Consider the following 21644-nt stretch of genomic DNA (forward strand, 5'->3'; position numbering starts at 1 on the left):
TTCAGCCAGACGTCCTCAATCACGCATCAGCGTCGACTTGCCGAACAGGCTTTCGACCAGATCCACCGCCAGCTCCGCGGTGGCGTTGCGGTTGTCCAGCAGCGGATTCAGCTCCACGATGTCCAGCGATCCCATGCGCCCGGTGTCGGCGATCATCTCCATCACCAGCTGTGCTTCGCGGTAGTTCACCCCGCCCGGCACCGTGGTGCCGACGCCGGGTGCAATGCTGGGATCCAGGAAATCCACGTCGAAGCTGACGTGCAGGTGCGTGTTGGCATCGATGCCGGCCAGCGCTGCCTCCATCGTGCGCTTCATGCCGGCTTCGTCGATGTAGCGCATGTCATAGACATCCACCTGGTGCTGCTTGATCAGGCGCTTCTCTTCCTGGTCCACCGAGCGGATGCCGATCTGGTGCACCTGCTGCGGGCGGATCGCCGGCGCATCGCCACCCAGCCGGGTCAACGCGTCCGGGCCGAGCCCGCACAGGCAGGCCACCGGCATGCCGTGCACGTTGCCTGACGGGGTGACCTCGCTGGTGTTGAAATCCGAATGCGCATCCAGCCACAGCACGCGCAGGTCCTTGCCCTGCTCGCGGCACCAGCGCGCGACCGCGGTGATCGAGCCGATGCCCAGGCAGTGGTCGCCGCCGAGCATGATCGGCATGCGCCCGGCCTGTAGTTCGCCGTAGGTGGCGTCCATCAGCGCGCGGTTCCAGGCCACCACTTCGTCAAGATGGCGGTAGCCGTGCACCGGTGCCGTCCACGGGTTGCGCGGACCGGCCAGGTTGCCAAGGTCGCGCACCTCCACGCCGCGCGCGGCCAGTGCATCCCCCAGCCCGGCAATGCGCAGGGCGTCCGGTCCCAGACCCGCGCCACGGTGGCCCGCACCGATATCGGTGGGCACGCCAATCAGGGAAACCGGGGAATACATCGCCATCGCTGTTGCCTCCGTTGCAAAGAGGCCCAGCATAGCCAGCGCGGCGTGATACGACTCGCGGCGCTGCAGCAGTCGTCATCGACCGTGCATCAATGGTGCCGGCACCCGGATTCGAACTGGGGACCTACCGCTTACAAGGCGGTTGCTCTACCAACTGAGCTATGCCGGCATCGGCATCGCGGCGGGACGACCCGTCGCGGAGCCGGGATTCTAGCGCAAGCGCGCGCATTCCAGCGAGCGCTGCTGGGCCGCGCCGCTGCGCTGGCGGGCCACGGCGGTGCCGGTACCGTCGGCCAGGGTCGCATCCAGCCACCACTGCGCGCTGCCATCGCCTCCGCTGGCGACCATGGTTGCCTTGAAACCGGCCGCGCTCAGGGCGGCCAGGCGGCGATCGGCGCCTTCGCGATTGCGGTACTGGCCCAGGGCGATGGCGTTGGTGTCCTCGCCCTGGGCAATGATGTAGTAGTCGCTCACGCCCGCTGCCACGATCCGCTTGACCGTGGCCTGCGCCGCCTCCCGGCTGGCGGCGGGCGGCAGCAGCACGCGGTAACGGGTGGCGCCGGCGTCGGCCACCTCCCGCAGCTTGGCCCCACGCAGGACAGCCCCGGCGCGCGACTGGGCGGCCTGGGCGGCAGCGCGGTCAGCGAACGGCCCCAGGCTCACGCACTGTGCGGGTGCGGGCGTTGCGGTGACGGGTGCGGGTACGGCGGGCGCTGCGGGTGCGGCGGCCACCGGAGCGGGCGCAGGCAGGCTGGCGGCGGGCCTGGGCGCAGAGGTGTCAGCCACGGCGGTCGCCGGCGCGGAGACCGGCCCCGGCGGTTGGGCCACCGGCGCGGAGGCGGGCGTCACGTCCTGCAGGGCTGGCGTGGCATCCGGGGAAGCCACCATGGTCGTCGGCGCCTGGGTGGCCGGCAACACCTCCAGCTGCGCCACACCGGCCGGCGAGGCCGGCGGTTCGCTGGCCGGTTCGCCACGCAACAGCCACCACAGCGCGACACCGAGGTTGAGAATGACCAGGACGACGATCAGGGCACGGGTAAGCATCGGCTGATCCTAGCCTGCCGATGGCGGTTGATGCACGGCCCAGCGGGCCAGCCCATCAAGCACCAGCGAGGGCTGGAATTCGGCATCGCCGAGCAGCGGCAGCAACGCTGGCGCACCGCCGCCGTGCACCAGCAGATGCGGCAACGCACCGAGCCGTTCGCCGCCCTGCACGCGGCTGCGTTCGATCAGCGCCACCGCAGCCCCATCGCAGCCGGAGGCCAGCGCATCGGCGGTGTCGTTGGCGAACTCGCTGTAGTCACCGCCCGCGGCCGGCAGCTGCACGGCACGCGCGTGCAACGCTTCGCGCATGGTGGTCGGCGAGGCCGAGATGCGCCCGCCGTGGTGCTGGCCCTCGGCGTCGAGCAGATCGATGGTGAGCGCGGTGCCGACGCCGGCGATCAGCACCGCCTGGCCACGTGCAGCCACCGCCAACAGCGCCAGATAACGGTCCACGCCGAAGCGGGCGGGGTCGGCATAGGCGATCCGCACACCGGCGTACTCGGCTTCGGTACGTGCCACGCGGACCTGGCGGAAGCGCGCCTGCAATACGTCCAGCATGGCCGCGGTCAACGAAGGTGCGGCGACACTGGCAACGTAGGCGGTGTCGCCTGACGGCAGCGCATCCAGTGCCGCGGCCGGCATCGCTTCAGCGCCATGCGGCCACGCCTGCACGTCGCCCGCGCGCACGCCCTGCAGCGGCGCGAACTTGAAGCGCGAATTGCCCAGATCAAACAACCAGTCGCTCATTGCGCCCTCACGCTGACTTCGCCCGCATGGAAAACCCGTTCGTTGCCGTCGATGCGCACGCGCAGCGCCCCGTCGTCGGCCAGACCCAACGCCGTGCCGGCAAACAGCACGCCGCCTTCTTCCACCTGCACCTCGCGCCCGGCCAGGCTGTCCAGCGCGGCATAGCGCGCGAGGAACGGTGCCAGGCCGTCCTGCTCGAACGCATCCAGCGCCGGCAGCAGGCCGGCCAGGATGCGCGCGACCACCACGTTGCGCGACGTCTGTGCGCCGGACAACGTGTCCAGATCGGTCCAGGGCTGGGTGATCTCCGCGGCGAACGCAGCGGGCATGCGCACGTTGACGCCCAGGCCGATCACCGCACGTGCGGGGCCGGCGAACTCACCGCCGCCCTCGATCAACAGGCCGCCGAGCTTATGCCCGTCGACGACAAGGTCATTGGGCCACTTCAGGGCGACGTCCGGATAGCCGGCCTCGCGCAGTGCCTCGGCCACCGCGACCCCGGCGACCAGGCTCAGCCCGCCCAGCCGCGACAGGCCACCGGCAAACCCCCGCAGCACCGAGAGATAGACATGCGCCGCCAGCGGTGAGGCCCATGCCCGCCCACGGCGGCCACGGCCGCGGGTCTGGCGCTCGGCCAGCAGGACGATCGCGCCGCGCTCCGGCGCGCTGCAGCGCAGCAATTCACTGTTCGTTGACGCGACCGACCAGGCCGTCTGCAGGGAGCTCAGCTGGTCGCCGACGGCGGCCGGCAACGCCGCCTGGATGGCCTCGGCGTCCAGCAGATCCAGCGGCTGCTGCAACTGGTAGCCGTCACCGGCGCGGCCGTCGATATCGACGCCAGCCGCCCTAAGTCCTTGAATCCGCTTCCAAATCGCGGCGCGGGTCTGGCCCAGTTCGCGCGCCAGCGCGTCGCCGGACAGGCGCCCGGCGCCCAGTTTGGCCAGCAGTTGGCGGTCGTCCACGGCAGCTTCCATCGGGTAAACGGGAAAAGTATGCGGGAAAGCCGCCGCCAGCGCCCGCCCGGAGGCCTTCCAATCCTCCGGCCGAATCGGGCTAGAATCGAGAACTTGACCCGCCGCTGGATGTTGACGATGCGCCCGTTCGCCCATTGCCTGCTCCTCCTGATGGCCCCGCTGGCCGCGCACGCTTCCGATGCGCTCACCACTGCGGGTCGCGGTGCGTGTGTCTATTCGGCAGGCGAGAACGAGCGCAGTGCACCGGCCTCGGCCTCGGCCGCCGCCGCACCGGCCACGGTCAAACCCAGCGCCAGCAGCGGAACCAGCACCGGCGGTGGTGGCGATGACGACGTGCTGCCGCGCCTGCGCGCACCCAAGTGGCACAGCTTCCTGCCGGGTATGTTCCGCTGATCGAACGACTGTTGGGCTGGCTGCGCCGTACGCCACGCGAGATCGACCCTACCCTCTGGGACACCACCTGCCGCCGCGCCGCCTGGCTGCAGCACTTGGACGCTGCCCGCCGCGAACGCCTGCGTGCCCTCGCCGCCCGCTTCCTGCACGAGAAGACCATCAGCCCGGCCGCCGAACTGCAGCTGGAGGACACCGACGGCGTGTTGCTGGCCGCGCTCTGCTGCCTGCCGCTGCTGGAACTGGGCGAGATCGGCCTGCGTGGCTGGTCGCAGCTGATCGTCTATCCCAACGCATTCCGCGTGCACCGCAGCCAGGTGGATGCGGCCGGCGTGCTGCACGAATGGGACGATGCGTTGATCGGCGAATCGTGGGACAGCGGTCCGCTGATTCTGTCGTGGGCCGACATCCAGGCCGACATCGCCGATCCGGAGGCCGGGTTCTGCGTGGCGGTGCATGAGATGGCGCACAAGATCGATGCGCTGGACGGGGCGATCGACGGCACGCCGCCGTTGCCGCGCGCGTGGCAGAAACAATGGGCGGCGGATTTCCAGCAGGCCTATGACGCGTTCTGCGCCGAGGTGGACCAGGGCCGCGAGACGCTGATCGATCCGTATGCGTCCGAGGCGCCGGAAGAATTCTTCGCGGTGGTGAGCGAGTACCACTTCTCCGCACCGGCTCTGCTCGCGCGCGAGATGCCGGCGGTCGCCGGGCATCTGCAGCGGTTCTATGGTCCGTCACCGCTGATGCGGTGACGCGCGCCACGACCAACGGTCGTGGGCTACCTGTCCCGTGGGAATGCCGGGGTACGGGCCATCGGCAGGTACCGACCGTTGGTCGGTACGGCGCTTACGGCCCGGGCGGCAGCTTCACTTCGAAGCGTGCACCACCCAGTTCCGGAGAACGCTTCACCTGCAGTTCGCCGCGGTAATCCTTGATCAGGTCCTGCACGATCGACAGGCCGATGCCGTGACCCTGCACCCGCTCATCGCCGCGCACGCCACGCTGCAGCACCTTGGCAATGTCTTCCGGTGCGATACCCGGGCCATCGTCATCCACCGACAGCACCAGGCCGGCGCGACGCGCACCGGGTGCCGGCAACGGATGCGCGGTCAGCAACACGCGACGCTTGGCCCACTTGAAGGCGTTCTCCAGCAGGTTGCCGAGCAGTTCCTGCAGATCGCCGGGCTCGCCGTGGAAACGCGCGGCCGGGTCGATATCGAATTCGCACAGCACGCCCTTGGACGCGTACACCTTCTCCAGACCCCGCACGATTTCTTCGGCGTTGGATTCAATCGGCAGCGGGGCGGAGAACAGCTTGTGACCGGAGGATGCCGCGCGCGCCAACTGGTAGGACACCAGGTTGTTCATGCGCCGCAGCTGCACGTCGAATTCCTCGCGCAGATCCTCATCGCGTGCGCCGCTGTCGAGCTGCGTACGCAATACCGCAAGCGGCGTCTTCAGGCTGTGCGCGAGATCGGCCAAGGTGTTGCGCTGGCGTTCGAGGTTCTCGCGCTCGCTCTCGATGAAGGCATTGATGCTGTCGGTCAGCGGTTCCAGCTCGCGCGGATGGCGTTCGCTCATGCGCTCGGTTTCACCGCGCTGGACCTTGGTCAGTTCATTGATCACGCGCCGCATCGGACGCAGGCTCCACTGCAAAATCACCGTCTGCAGCAGCAGCAGGATCAGGCCGATGCCGCCGAGGTAGAACCACACGCGCCCGCGGAACACGCGCAGCTGAGCACCCAGCGCGCGCGAGTCTTCGAGCACGTAGATCGTGTACGGGAATTCGGTGGCCGGGTCGGCGTCGGCATCCCAGACCAGGCCCATGCCATAGCGGTAGGCCGAGCCCTCGCTGCCATCGATCTGGATCATCGGCAACGGGCCTTCGAAGACCTCCTGGCGCGGGGCCAGCATGCCGCCGCCTACCGTGGGCAGCATCGGGCCCTCGGCGGACATGGAGTTGCCCTTTCCGTCCGGCATCACGACCTGCAGATAGAGGCCACTGCCCGGGACGTCAAAGCGCGGATCCGGTGGCTGCTCGCGGATGTACAGCGAGCGGTCACGGGTGAAGTCGATGCCGGCCGCATACGCGGTGGCGTAGTTCTTCAGCCGCTCGCGCAGGTTGGCCTTCGCGGTATCGGCGAAGGCGGCGTCCAGCGCGTAGCCGGCCAGGGCCAGGAAGGCCACCAGGCCCACCGAGGCGGCCAACAGCTGGCGCGCCTGCAGTGAGCGCGGCCGCCAGCGTTTAAAGAACCACAGACGGCCGGACATCATCTATCGCCAGCCGCAGCTCAGCCTTCGTTGCGCGGAATGGCGAAGCGGTAACCGCGGCCACGCACGGTTTCGATCGGCTTGAGTTCGCCGTCGGCATCGAGCTTCTTGCGCAGGCGACCGATGAAGACCTCCAGCACGTTGGAGTCGCGGTCGAAGTCCTGCTGATAGATGTGCTCGGTGAGGTCGGCCTTGGAGACCAGTTCACCGGCATGCATCATCAGGTACTCCAGCACCTTGTACTCGTAGCTGGTGAGATCCACGTTGCTGCCGTTGACGCTGACCGTCTGTGCAGCAAGATCCAGCGCGACCGGGCCGCACTCCAGCGTCGGCTTGCTCCAGCCGGCGGCACGGCGCAGCAGCGCATTGACGCGGGCCAGCAGCTCTTCGACGTGGAACGGCTTGACGAGGTAATCGTCGGCGCCCTGCTTGAGGCCCTCGACCTTGTCCTGCCAGCTCGAACGCGCGGTCAGGATCAGCACCGGGAATTTCTTGCCCTCGTCGCGCAGGGCCTTGATCAGCTCCATGCCCGACATCTTGGGCAGGCCAAGATCGATGATGCCGACGTCGAACGGAACTTCGCGGCCCATGTACAGACCTTCCTCACCGTCCTGCGCAGCATCGACGGCAAAGCCTTCGCGCTTGAGCCGGGCTGCCAGTGTTTCCCGCAGCGGGGCTTCGTCTTCGACCAGAAGGATACGCATGAACTCTCCCTAGTGTCCTGGGTATGGCCCCATGGGGCCAGTGGGTAATGCAGATGACTGCGGACAACTATCCCTGTTCAGGGGTTATCGCCGCGTAGTGATGACATATCCGAGCGCGGCGTGCGGGGCTGTGAACGCGATGTCGCCGGATCGTCCATATAGCGGACGCGACCGCGGTCATCCATATACTTCACCCGGTTGATATCGCGCCCATCGAAGGGCACGCGCTCGGCGCCAAGGATGTGTCCACCGGTAGTACGTTGAACCCGACGCACGGCATCGGACAGCGAGCGCTCCTGCGGACCGCCGCGTTCGGCCGTACGCATCATCTCGGCACGGGCCGCTTCCGGCGGCGGCATCTGCGCCCACGCACTGGTGGAGGCAGCTGCGCCCGTCGCCAGAAGGGCGAAGGCGGCAATGCGGCGGTGGCGGGTCACGGAGAACATCGGTCTGATCCTAGCGGAGCGCGGCTAAACGTTCAAAAGTTGTGAATCGGCAACCGCCAGCCTGGGCCGGCGCTTTACGAATCTTTAGCGAATTCTTGGTTTTAGCCAGTGAATCCGGTCTGAACTTTTCCGCCTGCCTCCCCGCTTTGTTCATCTAAGTGAACATTGGCGGCTAAACCGGGGTCCTTGTCAAGCTGACAAGGTGACGCGGCTCACGCCGCGACGCGCTCGGCTTGGGCACGGGTCACCGCCAGCGCCTGCTCGATCAGGCTCCAGTCGGCCCCGACGCGGTGCGAGCCTTCGCTCAGGATCTGGCGGAAGGCGCGCCCGCCCGGCTGGCCGTGGAACAGGCCCAGCAGGTGGCGGGTGATGTGCTTGAGCGCCAGCCCACGGGCCAGCTGGGCCTCGATGTAGGGCTGCATGGCGCGCAGCAGCGCCTCGCGTGACTGCAGCGGGGCACCGGTCTGGGCGGACTCCAGCTGATGCAGCACGTAGGGGTCGTGGTAGGCCGCACGGCCCAGCATCACCCCATCCAGCGCCGGCAACTGGGCCTGCGCGGCCTCGACCGTAGCCAGGCCGCCGTTGAGGACGATCTGCAACTGAGGGCGGTCGGCCTTGAGCCGGTGCGCCCAGTCGTAGCGCAGCGGCGGCACTTCGCGGTTTTCCTTCGGCGAAAGGCCCTTCAGCCACGCATTGCGGGCATGCACCACGAACATCGCGCTGCCGGCGTTGGCCGATTGATCGACGAAGTTCAGGAAGGTTTCGTAGTCGTTGTCGTCATCCACGCCCAAGCGGCACTTGACCGTGACGGGGATGTCCACCGCGGCGACCATCGCGCCCACGCACTCGGCCACCAAGGCCGGCTCGCGCATCAGGCAGGCACCGAAGCGCCCGGCCTGGACCCGATCGGAGGGGCAGCCGCAGTTGAGGTTGACCTCGTCGTAGCCCCACTCCTGCGCGATGCGCGCGGCTTGGGCCAGCAGGGCCGGATCGCTGCCACCGAGCTGCAGCGCGAGCGGATGCTCGCTGCCGTCGAAGCCCAGCAGACGCTCACGGTCGCCGTGGATCACCGCGTTGGCGTGCACCATCTCGGTGTACAGCCGTGCGCCCGGTGCCAGCAACCGGTGGAAGTACCGGCAATGGCGGTCCGTCCAGTCCATCATGGGGGCGACGCAGAGCCGAATACCCTTGATTTCTTTAGTTTTCATTGACTTATCAAGCATATAGGCTTCTCACTATTTCCCGAATCTGCACCACTTTTCCGGCATTTTCCTAACTGGCTGTGCCATTGGCGTACCACGGAGGGCGTGGTACATCGGAGCTGGTACACCATGGCAACCCTGCAAAATCGAGACGGCCGCTGGCGCGCTATTGTGCGCCGCAAAGGCCACCCCACCCAAACCCGTACCTTCCCCACCAAGACGGCAGCGAAGGTTTGGGGGACCGCATGGACCGCGAGCTGGCCGATCAGGAGGCCCGAGGCGGTACACCCGGCGAAGAGATCACCATCGGCGAATTGATCGACTGGCGAATCAACGAGCTGGCCAGCATCAGGGCCATCTCCAAGACTCACTCCGGCAATATGACCAGAATCCACGAGGGTCTGGGAGACATCGTGGCCAGGAAGCTCACGGCCAACGATGTGATCGAGCACACCCGCCGGCGAATCCGCGGCGATCACATGATGGACAACGGCATGATTATCCCAGCCTCCGCGCCGGCAACCATGAACGTAGAGCTGGGGATCCTCTCGGAGCTGCTGAAGCTGGCCGGCCCGATGAAGGGCGTGAAGCTCGCCGGCGATCCCGTGGCCGAGGCGCGGCCGGTGCTTCGGCCGCTGCAGCAGGTCGGAAAGTCCCAGCGCCGTGACAGGCGGCCCACAGCCGACGAGCTGCACTGTCTGCGCGAGCACTTCAGGAGGGCGGCATGGCGGTCGACCATACCGATGGTGGACATCATCGACTTCGCCGTCCTGACAGCGAAGCGCGAGAGCGAGAGCACCCGGCTGCCGTCGTCCGATGTCCGCCAGACCAACCGCACCGCCCTGCTGCGCGACGCTAAGGACCCCCGCAAGAAGTTGGGCAATCACAAGCGCTTCCCGCTCCTGGGCCAACCGTGGGGACATCCCAAGGCGCCAGCCCAAGCCGCTTGCGGACAGCCCGATCTTTCCCTACAACTCCAATCCCGTGGGAACAGCGTTCACCCGCGCTTGCGCGAAGCTGGCGATCGAAGACCTGTGTTTTCACGACCTGCGGCATGAGGCCACCTCGCGGCTGTTCGTTCTAGGCTAGGACATCCCCGAAGTCGCGGCAGTGATACTCCGTGAGTCATGGAACGAGTTGAAACGGTGCACGCAGCTCAGACCCGAAACGCTCGAACTCCGCTGAAGCTCCGCCTGCTTCAGTGCGTACGCAGTCTGCTCCTCGTTGAAACACAACTGCTTCATAGCTGAATCCTCGTATGTCACGGGGCCCAATGCGATCGAAGTCTCTACTTTAGCCTGCATCAGTTTTTCAGGGGACGTCGGACCCGCTTGTGGTTGGCCTTCCAACCTTCCCGGCGCAACAGCACGAATATTCTCCAGAAACCATAGCGGACCCGCGTGGCAGCGATCTCTTCGATCCGCAGAAGGAGTGGCGCATCATCATTCTCACGGGGTTGGTAATACCACGCCGAACGGCCTTGCTTTACGACCTCGCAAGCCCGGCGAACCCCAACTCTATATCGGTCGACCAAGTGGCCCACGAGCGTCTTGCGCTGCGTGGGCCTCAGAGCTTTTTTGAGAGCACATCCTGCAGCATGACTTTGTCCAGACTCAAATCGGCGACCAATTGCTTGAGCTTGCGGTTCTCTTCCTCAAGCTGACGTAGCCGGCGTAGTTCGGGCACGCCTAACCCGCCGAACTTTTTTCGCCAATCATAGAACGTAGCTTGGCTGATACCCATTTTGCGGCAAATCTCTTCGACCGTCGTGCCGCTCTCGGCTTGTTTCAGGGCGAACGCGATCTGCTCTTCGGTGAACTTCGACTTCTTCATGGCGACGGGCCTCCTTGGGCCTGAGTGTCGCCGAATTTTCTAGTTCTGGCTGGTCTAAATTATTGGGAGGAGGTCACTCAAAATGTGCGGCCATCGTCTCTCTGATTGCCGGCCAGCGGCCGTCACTACCGGAGCACTTATTCAGAGCATTCCTAAGGACTTTCGACAGCAAAAATCAGAATTACCCTACAGCGCACACCATCCAGCCCGGCTAATCTAGATTCCTCGAACGAAAATAATATTGACAGCTCCCGCAATATTTCAACACTCCTGTATTTGGATTTAGATTCCACTATCAAAACCCGTGCTGATTCTGAGCTGACGCATTCTTAACTATCAAAGGCGACTAGCTTTGCCGGAGCCAAATCTATAAATCCGTCTCACAAGCATAACAGCCGGACTCACGACCCCTTGCGCATCTAACATTTGAACCTAATGAAAGCTTGGCTATCCGTATCACTCCTCGCTGCGTCACTCGCTGCGGTGGCCGCTACCTCTTGGATCATATTCAGGCCAGCCAGCAGTACCTTACACCCACCTGGCCCCTTAGAGACGACTGAGAATCCTTCCGACATCCCTCGACCAGTGTCCCAACACGTATCAGACCTGGTAGCCAGAAAGAAAATTGATCCCAAACTAGTCATTCCACTAGGAAAAAAAAGCTTCAGCATTGTGCGCACAGGGCCATTACGTCCTGACGGTGACGCATTGAGTTATGTACATTCGCTTATTCGAGCGTCTCAGGAAGGCGACGCAGTAGCAACCTTCCAGATATTCTTGGCGACACTCGACTGCAAAAGAACCTACGCCAATAGCTCAAACGCAATCAGTCAGGACGAAGATGATTACCGCCAGCTGTCAGAATGCGAAGGACTTCTTACTGACCCATCTATTGCGGATGCAGACTGGCTAACCAGTGCGGCGGATCAAGGCGGTGTAGAGGCAATGATATTGTACTCATTAAATCCATCCTACACCCTTCCTCAGGGTAAGCAGCAGTATCTTAGAGATCCAGAGTCTGTTCGAAGATGGCAAGAAAGATCGCGAAGCTATCTGGAACAAGCAGTCTCGCTTGGAAGTCAAGACGCCATGCTGAGCTTATCGATAGCATATTCCGCCGGCACTTTAGTTGACAAGAATCCGACAGCTGAGCTTGCGTATGCTCTCGCCGCGCAAAAGGCATCTCCAATTCCCGGTTTTCAAGAGGCCTATGAGCCACTGAAAAATTCCTTGAACCCAACGCAAAGGCAGCAGGCTGAGCAGTGGGCAAATGCGATCCATCAATAATGATGTGGGGAGTAGTACTTGAAATTCAGAACAAAACTTTCAATTGCACTATTAGCGCTTCTTGGAGCAGGTTCACTATGGAATTATGCCACCGCTACAGGGACAGATAGATTTGGCCCTGTTACATGTTCGTCTTGCCACTTGGGCCGACCGGACCCTGACGCAACGACCAAAGTCTTTTTAAAATCCTTTGAACAAGGTATCACTGGGAAAAACCCAATCACTAATGGCCCGCGCCTTATTGCTGGCGATGTGATTGTTGTTTGCAACGGGACTGGCTGCGTGGACTATCAAAAAACGGAGACGGATAATTACGAGGGTGTAAAGTACAGGCAACAGAATACTACCCCACCGGGAGGGGGTGCAGGCGGCGGCACCGGCGGCAGCGGGGGCGGCTCAGGGCCTATTAGTGGCGGATGCCACCTTAAGTGCAATGGCGAAGTTACGGTTGGCGCGTGACGATTCACAATTCATGTTGCTCGGCACCAGAAGCTTTGGCGTCGCGGCGAATTATAGTGCTTAGAGCATGAAGACACGCAAGAAAATCACCTAGCACAAGCGGCGTATTTCTTACATATTTTCTGGGATCGATGACATGAGGGTTTCGCGGACGTTGGGCTTCGGGAGATAGTCCTCCCAATCTACCAGGATCACTTGGATGGAAAAATCTCGAATGCTCAAGGGCGAGAGATAATTAGTCTCCGGCAAAGTACGTTTATCGGCCGCAAGGAGCTCGTCGTGACGACCGAACGTGGGTCAATGGTGGTCCCCGGAGCAGATTTTCAATTACCTAAATGTAGACTGCCGGAGGATCAATGCATACGGATTTCGCGCAATAAATCGACTAGGCCCTATGTATTCAGGGTCAAGGTGCACTCAAGCGGGAGTTCCTCAGCTATCAACGCATATGTAATGACCCTTTTCTACTCAGGTCATGCGATTAATGTAGCGGCAAAGGCCGCATCCGGGATCATCATCTTCAGTGCCTGGTCAGGTCGCTGTTAGTTGTAGAAGGCAATCCATTCAGCAATCACCAGCATGGCATGGATCCGGCTCTCGAAGACATGCCGACGCACGCACCGTCCCTTCAGCGTTCCGACCACCCGCTCCACCATACCGTTCTTCTGCGGGCAATCCGGTGTGATGAATACCTGCTTCAGGCCGTAGCTGCTCGCCAAGCGCGTGTAGTCGCGGCTGGCGAAGGCTGGGCCGTTATCGGAGCGCAGCAAGAATGGATCCGGCACGCCTCCCAGCGGGCCAAAACGGGTGATCAGCTCCTGCCCCAGAGCGGCTGATGCAGTGCTTCCTTCCGGCGCGAGATAGGTGCCAGCCGAGCAACTGGTGCGTGCTGCAGTCGATCACCAGCGCCAGGCTGAGCCAGGCATCCGCGCCGCCCCACACGCGTCACAGATCCGTGGCCCAGCGTTGGTCCGGACGCTCAGCACCATAGACCTACGCCTCGATCCGCAGTCGCTCGCCAAGTGCGCGCTTACGGACCTGCCAGCCCTTGAGCTGGAGTATCCGCTGTGCGGTGTTCTTATTCATGCCAAGAAGCGCTGCGACGGTGCGATGTCCAAACGATGGCTCCGCCTCGTTCATCTGCTTTCTCGGCTCGGGCAGCTCAGGTTTGACCTTCGCTGGCGACCCGGTCGGCTTGTAATACGTCGTGCGACACGCCACGCCGAACCAATGGCACAGCATGGTCATCGGCACCGAAACGCGTACGTCTTGCAGTCCCTGCTGGAGCGAGAGCATCAGCTCTAGTCCTTTCCCAACAGGGAGACTCGCCTTTTTTCAGGCGCGGATCTCCAGCATCGGCTCGCCGTTGGCTCCCTGCAGGTCTTTAAGCTGGCACTGGGACTGATCGCGCACGTCTTCGAGCTTGGTGCGCAGGGCATTCTCCACGCCGCGCTTGCCATCTCTACCCAACTCTCGATCTCGGCCCGGGTCAGGTCCAACCGACGACTGGCCCCGGATGATCTCAAGGACCAGGGCCGAGCTGCGGCGGGCCGTCCAACGCTTGATTTCTTCATCCATCACTTCGCTCATCATCGTCTGCTCGGTGAAAGTAACGCCTAAGTAGTAGATCACTGGGTCATTACAGAGATGTCAAACTAGCAAACCATGATTCGCACCGCATCTCGACAATTGTGGGAGGATGTTTACAACGACCATGGTGGTGAACGCTTCCTTTCTCCGAAGGCCAGGCTGGAATCCCAAGCTGCTTGGACGCACCTGGATATTGCGATGCTAATGTGGCACCCAGTAAATGCACCTCTGTCCCACCTCCATGCTCTCATGTAGCCGAACCAGACGCCTGCAACATCGTCAGTGGAAAATGCAGCTACGCACGTCCCTTCGAAGCATCCATGTCCGCACTCCGCCTGCCCAGTTTCGACCCCACCACCGAACAAGGCGTCCTGCGCCTGTCGATCGCCGCATCGCTGGCGATGGCCGCCGCAGCGGTGGCCTTTGGCCTGCTCGCCAACTCCTCGCTGATCATCTTCGACGGCATCTACGGCCTGATCGACGTGGTGATGACCTGGCTGTCGCTGCTGGTGGTGCGCCTGATCAGCCTGTCGACCCACGTGGATACCCTGCAGTCGCGCTTGAACCAGCGCTTCACCATGGGCTTCTGGCACCTGGAGCCGATCGTGCTCGGGGTCAGCGGCACGTTGATGATCGGTGCCGCCCTGTACGCAGCGGTCAATGCGGTGGACGCACTGATGTCCGGCGGACGCGAGATCGCGTTGGGGCCGGCGATCCTGTTCGCGGTGATCTCGATCGTGGCCGAAACCGGCCTGGCACTGTTCGTACGCCGCGCGAACCGGACGATCGGCTCGGACTTCATCGCGCTCGATGCGAAGAACTGGGTGGTCGCGGCGAGCATGTCGGCGGCGTATCTGGTCGCCTTCGTCGGCGGCTATGTGCTGGGTGGCACGCAGTGGGCGTGGCTGGTGCCGTACATCGATCCGGCGATCCTGCTGGTGGTCTGCCTGTTCGTGGTGGTGGCGCCGATGGGCACGGTGCGCCAGGCGTTGTCGGACATCCTGCTGATCACCCCGCTGGATCTGCAGACCCACGTGGACGAGGTGGCGCGCGATATCGTGGCCAGGCACGGTTTCCTGGAATACCGCAGCTACGTGGCCAAGGTCGGGCGCGGTGAGCAGATCGAGCTGTTCTTCGTGGTGCGCGCCGATGATCCACCGCGGGCGCTGATCGAATGGGATCGCCTGCGCGATGAGATCGGCGAAGCGCTGGGTGAGGAGTCGCCGGACCGCTGGCTGACGATCATGTTCACGACGGATCGGGAGTGGGCGATCTGAGCGACGTCGGCGTGCATCGCGTTATCGTTCGGTGGCCACACTGCCCTGTTTCCACTGCCGCGGCGACTGCCCTGTCTGCGCCTTGAACGCGCGCGACAACGCTGCTTCGCTGCCGTAGCCCACGTCGATGGCGATGCGCTTGAGCGGATGGCCGCGGCGCAGCGCCTGCTGCACCAGGCGGGTGCGCCAGCCCTGCAGGTAATGACCGGGCGTACTGCCGATGGTGTCGCGGAAGCTGTCGGCGAAGGCGCTGCGTGACATGCCGGCGCGCTGCGCAAGCGACTCCAGTGTCCACTCGTCGGCGGGCGCTTCATGCATCGCCACCAGCGCGTGACGCAGGCGCGGATGGGCCATGCCGGCGAGCAGGCCGACGCGGATCTGGCCACTCTCCATCAGCGCGCGCAGGATCTGGATCAGCACCACTTCAAACAGACGATCCAGCAGCGCCTGGCGGCCGCAGCGCTGCGCGAAGGCTTCTTCGAACAGCAGTGACAGCACCGGCTGGCCGCCGTACAAGCCCTCCAGCGGCAGGCACACGATCGGCGGCAGCGCAGCGGCGACCGGGTTGTTGGCGCCCCCTTCGAACTGCAGGTTGGCGCACGCGAAATCCGCGCCCCGCGTGGCATCGGTGACGAAGCGGTGCGCGAGCGGGCGCGGGTACAGCAGCACGCTGGGCGTGGTGATCTGCAGCGTGCTGCCATCCGGGTGCTCGACGCGTACATCGCCCTCGCGGATCAGGTGCAGTTGACCGCGCTCGCCGTCGGCTGGCAGATCGTTGATGCCGCACAGCGCGCCCGCGTGGAAGACCTCGGCAGACACCGCGAAACGGTCCAGCAGGGATTGCAGTCGGTCGACCATGGCGGACTCCAGATCAAGTTTTCTGGACGAAATGTTGCCACAAGTACGATGCGGGCGCGCACAGTACACCTGCCATCTGGCCCACCTTTTTCACTCCGCAGGAGATTCCCATGTCCATTGCCAACGTTCTGTATACCGCCCAGGCCACTGCCAACGGCGGCCGCGACGGCCGCGCCGTCTCTTCCGACAACGTGCTGGACATCCAGCTCTCCACCCCGCGCGAGCTGGGCGGTGCGGGCGGCCCGGGCACCAACCCGGAGCAGCTGTTCGCCGCGGGCTACTCGGCCTGCTTCCTGGGCGCGCTGAAGTACGTGGCCGGCCAGGCCAAGGTCGCTCTGCCGGCCGAGACTGCGATCACCGGCAAGGTCGGCATCGGCCAGATCCCGACCGGCTTCGGCATCGAAGTGGCGCTGGAAATCTCGGTTCCGGGCCTGCCGCGCGAGCAGGTCGAAGCGCTGGTGCAGAAGGCGCACATCGTGTGCCCGTATTCCAACGCGACCCGCGGCAACATCGACGTGACGCTGACGGTGGTCTGATCCCCCCGCATGACCTGCCGTGGCGACGGGCACACATCCCCGTCGCCACCGTAGACTGGCCAGACGATCCTCACTGGCAAACGGACATGCACAGGATTCTGGCCGCGCTGTTGCTCAGCGGTTTTCTGGGGGGCTGTGCTACCGCTCCCATCGCGCCACCCGAGGCGATCGCCTCGAACGGGATGAACGCGCTGTCTCTCTTCCGCGGCGCCGGGTTCGTGCACGTGGTGACCGATCTGTATCTGCCCGGCACGGCTGCACCCGGGCTGCCAGAGACCTACGCCTGCCCTGACGCGGCAACCCGCATCCGGATCGCGGCCTATCCGCCGGCGACCCTGCCGGCTACCGATGCCTGCGCCCTGATCGATGCCGCTGCACGCCACGCGCAGCAGTGGTATCCCGAGCGACGCGCGGCCTATACGGCACTGCTCGTGCCCCACGGAACGCGCCTGAACCTGCGCACCCGATCGCTGCGCTTCCGCGTGCCGCATCTGACCTTGGCCATGCGCGTGTACGAATCGCGCGCGCGGACCGAGGCCAACCTCGTGGACCTGGTCGCGCATGAAACCTTCCACGCCCTGGGCTTCGCCGCGGGTGATCGCGGTGCAGTTGACGAGCGCACGGCCTACTACGCCGGTCTGTGCACGCAGCTGGCGGTCCTGGGCAGGATCCCGGAGGCTGCGCTGCCGGGTGCCCCGCTCGCCAGCGACAATACAGACGTGGTCGAGTCAGCCGATGCGGCGTATCGCGTGCGGCGCGAAATCTACGGGTGGTTGCAGGACGGGGAGATCCGTGCCGGCACACCCGGTGGCGAGCATATGCAGGCACGCTGCCGGGACTTGCCGGGCGCGCCGGCGACGGCCGAGTGACCCGAAAAAAAAATGGGCGGCTGCCTGACGCAACCGTCTGGCAACCGCCCATCCCACCGCGGTGGATCCCGTGGGCGTACCCATGGGATGCATCTTGTTCCGTTGCAACGACCAACGGTCGTTGCCTACCGGTGAAGCCGGATGTCGTCGGTTTCGATAGTGAAGTTGCCGGCCAGCGGCCGGCACTACCCGTTACTTGTCGTGCGTGATCAGCTGCACCACGCTGGAGAAATCCAGCTTGCCGCGACCGGCCTGGTGATTCATCGAATACAGGTTGCGGGCCAGCTCGCCCAGCGGGATCGAGGCACCGACACTCATCGCTGCTTCCACCGCCAAGCCCATGTCCTTGAGCATCAAATCGCTGCCGAAACCGCCGCTGTAGCCGCGCGAGGCCGGGGCGTTTTCGAGCACGCCGGGCCACGGGTTGCACACTTCGGTGGCCCAGCTGCGGCCGGTGCTGACCGCCATCATCTGCGAGAGCACCTTCGGGTCCAGCCCGTGCGCGACGCCCAGCGCGATCGATTCACCGGTCACCGCCATGATCACGCCCAGCGCCATGTTGTTGCACAGCTTGGCCACCTGGCCGGCACCGCTGGCGCCGACATGGAAGATGTTCTTGCCCATCGCCTGCAGCAGCGGGCGCGCCCGCTCCAGTGCCTCGGCTTCGCCACCGACGATGAAGGTCAGCGTGCCGGCCTGGGCACCCGCGGTACCGCCGGACACCGGGGCATCCAGCATCTGCAGGCCACGCGCCGCGGCCGCTTCAGCGACCTTGCGGGCGGTAGCCGGGGCGATGGTGCTGCAATCGATGATCAGCGCGCCACCCGGGATATCACCCAGCAGGCCATCATCACCGAGGTAAACGCCTTCCACGTGGCGGCTGGCGGGCAGCATCGAGATGACGATCTCGGCGTCGGTCAGCGTATCCAGCGCGGAACTGGCGGCGGTGGCGCCGGCATCGACGGCGGCCTGCACGGCAGCCGGCACCAGATCGAACACGCGCACGGCGTGACCGGCTTTGGCCAGGTTGGCGGCCATCGGGCCACCCATGTTGCCCAACCCGATGAATGCAATACGGCTCATGCGTGGCTCCTTTCAGGGACGGTGGCACCGAGGTCGGCCAGCGGATGCGCGGCATCGGACCACGGCGAAACGAAGAAGGTGCGGGCCCACTCGGCCGTGGCGTCCGCCAGCGTGCGCGGCTGCCACTTCGGGGTGCGGTCCTTGTCGATCAGCAGCGCGCGGATGCCTTCGGCGAAATCGCCGTGGGCGGCCGCATGCAGTGCTGCGATGTACTCGATGCGGTAGACCTCGGCCAACGAGGCGCCCTCGGCCAGGCGCTGCAGCTCGAACGCGAGCCGCGCCGAGCCGGGCGCACCGGCGGCGAGCGTGGCCTGCGCGGTCTTCAACCAGGCGTCCTCGGTCTCCAGGGCAAGGATCGCCTCGACGATCGCGCCGACGTCGTCACCGGCGCACAGCGCATCCACGGTGGCGGCATTGCGCAGCAACGGGCCGGTGGCCGCATCGCTGGCGTGCTGCTGCAGCAGCGCAGTCAACTGTTCGTGGTTGCGCTTGGCCTCGCGGCTCCAGTGCACGTCCGCCAGCGCATTGGACACGGTCTCGCGCTGTGCCTCGGCGATGTGGATATCGGCCAGGCCGGCATAGATCGCATCGCCGGCGTTGAGCGGCGCACCGGTCAGGGCCAGGAACAGGCCGCCCTTGCCCGGTACGCGCGGCAGTAGCCAGCTGCCGCCCACGTCGGGGAACAGGCCCACGGTGATCTCCGGGAACGCCAGCTTGGAGCGCTCGCTGACCACGCGGTGGCTGGCCCCGGACATCAGGCCGATGCCGCCGCCCATGACGATGCCATGGCCCCAGCACAGGATCGGCTTGGGATAGGTGTGGATCGCATAGTCGACGCGGTACTCGACGTCGAAGAATTCGGCGGCGTAGGCGTTGTCGCGTATGTCGGTCTTCCCGCTCTCGCGGTAGTCGACCATGCTGCGGTACAGGCTGTGCAGGTCGCCGCCGGCGCAGAACGCTTTTTCGCCCGCGCCCTGCAGCACGACCAGCGCGATGCCATCATCGAGCGCCCAGGCCTCCAGCCGCTCGCGCAGCAGGTGCGCCATCGGCAGCGAGAACCCGTTGAGGGTGCGGGCGGCGTTGAGCGTGGCGATGCCGATGCGCGTTCCATTACCGGCGGTGCGCTCTTCGAACAGCACCGGTGCCTCGTCCTGGGCGACGGCGGTGCTCATGCGTTCTTCCATTGCGCAGCGCGCTTTTCCAGAAAGGCGTTCACGCCTTCGGCCTGGTCGGCGCTGTCGAACAGATCGACGAAGGCCTCGCGTTCGGCGACCAGCGCCGAGGCGTGGGTACCGGTGCGGGTGGCCTGCACCAGCGTCTTGCACGCGGCGATGCTGGTCGGGCTCTGCTTGCCGGCCTTGTGCGCCCATGCCAGCGCCAGTGCCTTGGCTTCGCCCTTGCCCACCTTTTCTTCGACCAGGCCGATACGCAGTGCGGTATCCGCATCGATGCGCTCGCCGAGCAGGATCATGCGCTTGGCCCAGCCTTCGCCAACCAGACGCGGCAGGTTCTGGGTGCCGCCGGCGCACGGCAGCAGGCCGACGGTGGCCTCCGGCAATGCCACCTGGGCGTGTTCTTCGATGATGCGCAGGTCGCAGGCCAGCGCGCATTCCAGGCCGCCACCCATCGCGTAGCCGTTGATTGCCGCGATGGAGACACCACGGAACCCGGACAGGGCTTCGAACGCCTCGCCGAAGCGACGTGCAGCTTCGCGTGCGGCGGCCTTGTCGCCGGAGGCGAACTGCTTCAGGTCGGCACCGGCGGAGAAGAACTTCTCGCCATCGCCGGTGATCACCAGCGCGTAGATATCGCGGTCTGCATTGAGTGCGTCGACCAGATCGCGCAGCGCGGACAGGCTGTGCACGGTCCAGGTATGCGCCGGCGGATTGTTGAGGGTGATGACCGCGACGTGGCCATCGGCCTCGACCTTCAGGCCGACATGATCATGCTGGCGCCACTCCATCATCGCAGTTCCTCTTCAGTGTTGAGCAGGTGGCGGGCCACGATCACACGCATGATCTCGTTGGTGCCCTCCAGGATCTGGTGCACGCGCGAATCGCGCAGCAACCGTTCAATCGGGTATTCGCGGATATAGCCGTAGCCGCCGTGGATCTGCAGCGCGTCGTTGCAGATGTTGAAGCCGGCGTCGGTGGCGAAGCGCTTGGCCATCGCGCACCACACGTTGGCATCGCTGGCACCGGCGTCGAGCTTGCGCGCCGCGGTGTGCACCATCTGCCGGGCGGCGACCAGCTGGGTGGCCATGTCGGCCAGCTTGAACTGCAGCGCCTGGAATTCCGACAGCGCCTTGCCGAACTGGCGGCGCTCGCCCATGTAGCGGCGGGCGGCATCCAGTGCACCCTGGGCAGCGCCCAGCGAACAGGCGGCGATGTTGATGCGGCCGCCGTCCAGGCCCTTCATGGCCAGCTTGAAACCGCTGCCCTCCTCGCCGAGCAGATGGCTGACCGGCACGCGCACGTTCTCGAACGTGATGCCACGGGTCGGCTGGCTGTTCCAGCCCATCTTCTCTTCCTTGCGGCCGTAGCTGATGCCCGGCAAATCGGCCGGCACCGCGATCGCGCTGATGCCGCCCGCGCCCGGGCCACCCGTACGCGCCATCACCACCAGCAGTTCGGTGGCACCGGCGCCGGAGATGAAGGCCTTGGAGCCATTGAGTACGTAATCGTCGCCGTCACGCACCGCGCTGGTTTTCAGCGAGGCCGCGTCCGAGCCGGCACCCGGTTCGGTCAGGCAATACGAGGCCAGCTTGGTGCCGGACGAGAGGTCTGCACCCCACGCGGCACGCAGGCTCTCCTGGCCCCACTTGGCCACCATCCACGACGCCATGTTGTGGATGCTGACATAGGCCGCCGTGGACGGATCCACATTGGCGAGCTCCTCGATGACGACGGCGGCGTCCAGACGGCTCAAGCCGCTGCCACCGACCTCGGGATCCATGTACAAACCACAGAACCCGAGTTCCCCTGCCTTGGCGATCGCCTCGCGCGGAAAGATGCCCTCCGCATCCCATCGCGCGGCGTGCGGCGCCAGTTCGGCCTGGGCGAAGTCACGCGCTGCCTCTCTATAGGCCTGCTGCGCTTCGTCGAGTTCCGTCGTCATCGAGTGGCTCATGGTCGA

The 21644-nt window shown here is 64.9% G+C and carries 23 protein-coding genes, 1 tRNA gene and 1 pseudogene; 7 read left to right on the forward strand and 18 right to left on the reverse strand.

The features are described from left to right. Positions 1 to 15 precede the first annotated feature (15 nt). From rocF to birA, 5 genes are all read right to left on the reverse strand, one after another. Positions 16 to 936: an arginase gene (gene rocF, locus ABE546_RS14450; RefSeq protein ID WP_346464204.1), complete on the reverse strand. Its 921-nt coding sequence runs from the start codon at positions 934 to 936 to the stop codon at positions 16 to 18. A gap of 93 nt (positions 937 to 1029) precedes the next feature. After that, positions 1030 to 1105 (reverse strand) — tRNA-Thr (locus ABE546_RS14455). Between the two features lie 41 nt (positions 1106 to 1146). Then, the gene (locus ABE546_RS14460; RefSeq protein WP_346464205.1) at positions 1147 to 1980 is read right to left on the reverse strand and encodes an SPOR domain-containing protein; all 834 of its coding nucleotides are present in this window, start codon (positions 1978 to 1980) and stop codon (positions 1147 to 1149) included. A 9-nt stretch (positions 1981 to 1989) separates the two neighbouring features. Next, positions 1990 to 2727, reverse strand: coding sequence for a type III pantothenate kinase (locus ABE546_RS14465; protein WP_313208859.1), 738 nt, complete (start codon positions 2725 to 2727; stop codon positions 1990 to 1992). Continuing rightward, positions 2724 to 3689 (reverse strand): bifunctional biotin--[acetyl-CoA-carboxylase] ligase/biotin operon repressor BirA, encoded by a 966-nt coding sequence (gene birA / locus ABE546_RS14470; protein ID WP_313208860.1) that lies wholly within the window; start codon positions 3687 to 3689, stop codon positions 2724 to 2726. The genes ABE546_RS14465 and birA overlap by 4 nt, the downstream gene beginning before the upstream one ends. A 129-nt stretch (positions 3690 to 3818) precedes the next feature. On the opposite strand from birA, the gene ABE546_RS14475 reads away from it, so the two are divergent. Beyond that, positions 3819 to 4094 (forward strand): hypothetical protein, encoded by a 276-nt coding sequence (locus tag ABE546_RS14475; RefSeq protein WP_121044234.1) that lies wholly within the window; start codon positions 3819 to 3821, stop codon positions 4092 to 4094. Further along, complete coding sequence (locus ABE546_RS14480) at positions 4061 to 4846, forward strand: M90 family metallopeptidase (protein WP_346464207.1); 786 nt, start codon at positions 4061 to 4063, stop codon at positions 4844 to 4846. The genes ABE546_RS14475 and ABE546_RS14480 overlap by 34 nt, the downstream gene beginning before the upstream one ends. A gap of 94 nt (positions 4847 to 4940) precedes the next feature. Here ABE546_RS14480 and ABE546_RS14485 read toward each other — a convergent pair whose 3' ends face one another. From ABE546_RS14485 to dusA, 4 genes are all read right to left on the reverse strand, one after another. Beyond that, entirely contained in the window at positions 4941 to 6365 is a 1425-nt protein-coding gene (locus ABE546_RS14485; RefSeq protein WP_070474511.1) for a sensor histidine kinase, read from the reverse strand. Positions 6366 to 6385: 20 nt separating this feature from the next. Further along, a complete protein-coding gene (locus tag ABE546_RS14490) occupies positions 6386 to 7069 on the reverse strand; it encodes a response regulator transcription factor (protein WP_019185514.1) in 684 nt (227 codons plus the stop codon). Between the two features lie 77 nt (positions 7070 to 7146). Further along, positions 7147 to 7515 (reverse strand): hypothetical protein, encoded by a 369-nt coding sequence (locus ABE546_RS14495; protein ID WP_313208862.1) that lies wholly within the window; start codon positions 7513 to 7515, stop codon positions 7147 to 7149. Positions 7516 to 7727: 212 nt separating this feature from the next. Next, on the reverse strand, positions 7728 to 8723 hold the full coding sequence (dusA, locus tag ABE546_RS14500) for a tRNA dihydrouridine(20/20a) synthase DusA (RefSeq protein ID WP_346464209.1): 996 nt from the start codon (positions 8721 to 8723) through the stop codon (positions 7728 to 7730). 239 nt (positions 8724 to 8962) lie between these two features. On the opposite strand from dusA, the gene ABE546_RS14505 reads away from it, so the two are divergent. Further along, positions 8963 to 9775, forward strand: a complete 813-nt coding sequence (locus tag ABE546_RS14505; protein WP_346464210.1) for a site-specific integrase — start codon at positions 8963 to 8965, stop codon at positions 9773 to 9775. A gap of 260 nt (positions 9776 to 10035) precedes the next feature. On the opposite strand, the pseudogene ABE546_RS14510 reads toward ABE546_RS14505, so the two are convergent. Next, positions 10036 to 10550 (reverse strand): annotated as a pseudogene (locus tag ABE546_RS14510) (transposase); the annotation flags it as partial. Positions 10551 to 11135: 585 nt separating this feature from the next. Between ABE546_RS14510 and ABE546_RS14515 the strand changes: the two are divergent. Continuing rightward, positions 11136 to 11837 carry a hypothetical protein gene (locus ABE546_RS14515; protein ID WP_313208865.1) on the forward strand — a complete coding sequence of 234 codons (702 nt, stop codon included), beginning with the start codon at positions 11136 to 11138 and terminating at the stop codon, positions 11835 to 11837. A gap of 1001 nt (positions 11838 to 12838) precedes the next feature. Here ABE546_RS14515 and ABE546_RS14520 read toward each other — a convergent pair. The 3 genes from ABE546_RS14520 to ABE546_RS14530 all read right to left on the reverse strand — a co-directional run bounded on the left by ABE546_RS14520 (position 12839) and on the right by ABE546_RS14530 (position 13886). Continuing rightward, a complete protein-coding gene (locus ABE546_RS14520) occupies positions 12839 to 13066 on the reverse strand; it encodes an integrase core domain-containing protein (RefSeq protein WP_346464212.1) in 228 nt (75 codons plus the stop codon). Positions 13067 to 13289: 223 nt separating this feature from the next. Further along, a complete protein-coding gene (locus ABE546_RS14525) occupies positions 13290 to 13592 on the reverse strand; it encodes a hypothetical protein (RefSeq protein ID WP_346464214.1) in 303 nt (100 codons plus the stop codon). Positions 13593 to 13631: 39 nt separating this feature from the next. After that, positions 13632 to 13886 carry a transposase gene (locus tag ABE546_RS14530; RefSeq protein ID WP_313219903.1) on the reverse strand — a complete coding sequence of 85 codons (255 nt, stop codon included), beginning with the start codon at positions 13884 to 13886 and terminating at the stop codon, positions 13632 to 13634. A gap of 320 nt (positions 13887 to 14206) precedes the next feature. Here ABE546_RS14530 and ABE546_RS14535 point away from each other — a divergent pair, with 320 nt between their 5' ends. Continuing rightward, positions 14207 to 15163 carry a cation transporter gene (locus ABE546_RS14535; protein WP_313219902.1) on the forward strand — a complete coding sequence of 319 codons (957 nt, stop codon included), beginning with the start codon at positions 14207 to 14209 and terminating at the stop codon, positions 15161 to 15163. 21 nt (positions 15164 to 15184) lie between these two features. Here the strand turns inward: ABE546_RS14535 and ABE546_RS14540 are convergent, their stop codons facing one another. Beyond that, on the reverse strand, positions 15185 to 16021 hold the full coding sequence (locus ABE546_RS14540) for an AraC family transcriptional regulator (RefSeq protein WP_346464216.1): 837 nt from the start codon (positions 16019 to 16021) through the stop codon (positions 15185 to 15187). A gap of 110 nt (positions 16022 to 16131) precedes the next feature. On the opposite strand from ABE546_RS14540, the gene ABE546_RS14545 reads away from it, so the two are divergent. Both ABE546_RS14545 and ABE546_RS14550 read left to right on the forward strand, forming a co-directional pair. Continuing rightward, positions 16132 to 16557, forward strand: coding sequence for an organic hydroperoxide resistance protein (locus tag ABE546_RS14545; protein ID WP_346464218.1), 426 nt, complete (start codon positions 16132 to 16134; stop codon positions 16555 to 16557). Between the two features lie 86 nt (positions 16558 to 16643). After that, a complete protein-coding gene (locus ABE546_RS14550; RefSeq protein WP_346464219.1) occupies positions 16644 to 17426 on the forward strand; it encodes a hypothetical protein in 783 nt (260 codons plus the stop codon). Positions 17427 to 17618: 192 nt separating this feature from the next. Here the strand turns inward: ABE546_RS14550 and mmsB are convergent, their stop codons facing one another. Genes mmsB through ABE546_RS14570 form a run of 4 tightly spaced genes read right to left on the reverse strand, consistent with a single transcriptional unit; the run spans position 17619 to position 21638 of the window. Further along, positions 17619 to 18509, reverse strand: coding sequence for a 3-hydroxyisobutyrate dehydrogenase (mmsB, locus tag ABE546_RS14555; protein WP_070474377.1), 891 nt, complete (start codon positions 18507 to 18509; stop codon positions 17619 to 17621). Then, positions 18506 to 19681, reverse strand: coding sequence for an enoyl-CoA hydratase/isomerase family protein (locus tag ABE546_RS14560; RefSeq protein WP_346464221.1), 1176 nt, complete (start codon positions 19679 to 19681; stop codon positions 18506 to 18508). Before ABE546_RS14560 ends, mmsB begins: the two co-directional genes overlap by 4 nt. Continuing rightward, on the reverse strand, positions 19678 to 20475 hold the full coding sequence (locus ABE546_RS14565; RefSeq protein ID WP_346464223.1) for an enoyl-CoA hydratase: 798 nt from the start codon (positions 20473 to 20475) through the stop codon (positions 19678 to 19680). Before ABE546_RS14565 ends, ABE546_RS14560 begins: the two co-directional genes overlap by 4 nt. Continuing rightward, complete coding sequence (locus tag ABE546_RS14570) at positions 20472 to 21638, reverse strand: acyl-CoA dehydrogenase family protein (protein ID WP_346464224.1); 1167 nt, start codon at positions 21636 to 21638, stop codon at positions 20472 to 20474. Before ABE546_RS14570 ends, ABE546_RS14565 begins: the two co-directional genes overlap by 4 nt. Between the last annotated feature and the right edge of the window lie 6 nt (positions 21639 to 21644).

The organism is Stenotrophomonas sp. TWI377 (assembly GCF_039674525.1).
GTDB lineage: Bacteria > Pseudomonadota > Gammaproteobacteria > Xanthomonadales > Xanthomonadaceae > Stenotrophomonas.